Origin of the sequence: Coprococcus intestinihominis (assembly GCF_040096555.1) — a bacterium.
Lineage (GTDB): Bacteria > Bacillota > Clostridia > Lachnospirales > Lachnospiraceae > Coprococcus_A > Coprococcus_A intestinihominis.
This window is the reverse complement of sequence record NZ_JBBMEK010000475.1, coordinates 1-1045: the sequence shown is the minus strand read 5'-3', so window position 1 is coordinate 1045 and position 1045 is coordinate 1. Positions and strand designations below refer to the sequence as shown.

The 1045-nt window shown below is 31.5% G+C and carries 1 protein-coding gene and 1 pseudogene; one reads left to right on the top strand and one right to left on the bottom strand.

The window, feature by feature from the left end; all coding sequences use genetic code 11:
* A partial coding sequence (locus WMO25_RS18305) for a ComEC/Rec2 family competence protein (RefSeq protein WP_349086680.1) occupies positions 1-268 on the bottom strand: 268 nt, incomplete at its 3' end.
* A gap of 399 nt (positions 269-667) precedes the next feature.
* Here WMO25_RS18305 and WMO25_RS18300 point away from each other — a divergent pair.
* Positions 668-1045, top strand: a pseudogene (locus WMO25_RS18300) (hypothetical protein); the annotation flags it as partial.

Sequence of the window (1045 nt, the reverse complement as noted above, 5' to 3'; positions counted from 1 at the left end):
CTGCAAAAGAAAACCAGACACCTGTCTGCAGAATAGACAGAGGTCGGCTCACGAAAAGAATCAATGCTGAAAAACTGAGTGCAGAAAGGAAATCATAAGTACACCCCAGGTAAACAGCTCCCATTCGTACAAGAAACATAATAACTGCCCGTTCGGTTGACGGTCCAAATCCTGTCATCACACCATAACTGAGCACAATAAACCCCGAAAGGCACGCACTGCCCTTCAACCCTACCCCCAGACGTTTGAGAAGTGTGTATACACTCATACCAATGATGGAAATATGCAGCCCCGAAATTGCCATTATATGTACCCCACTCTCAGGAATGCCAGAAAATCAAGGTCTTTACACAATACACAGTGTTTATAGCGTTTTTTTCTAACAGTTTCTCAAAATATTATTCTTAAAACAACTTTACTCTTATTAATTACTAAGTAACCCACTCTTTTTTTTCTGTAAAATTATTTTTATTTTTTAGATATAATTATTGAAAGATTAATTGAAACAATTTTATATGATATTCAAAGATTGCCTTAAAATGAAAAATATTGTATAGTTATACAATATATACAGTTTAAAAAGATATCAGGGAATTAAGAATAACAAAAAACCGAAACCGTCATATAATCTTTTGATATCTTACAAAGAAAGAGGTGGATTATAAAAATGGAAAAAAAATATGGGGGAAAACATTTTAATAAAATAGTTGCACAAAATGATATCATGGTTTTTGTTGGAAATGGATTTGACATTAAAATATTAAAAAAACTAAACAAGAAAATACTTCCACTTTACCAAAAATTTTTTGATTTCTTAGAATATGCTGAATGTAACAAAGAGAATAAGCTTTTTCTTAAAATGAAACAAGATAAAGGTAATACAGAAAACTGGTGCGACTTTGAAAATGCATTATATGAACTCATCCCAACAGGTGATTTGGATGAATTAAATGAACATCTATTTGAATTACAAACATTATTTTCCATGTTCTTATCCAACATTGTTACTACTGAAGTCATAAAAGAAATAGGATCAAATGCAACG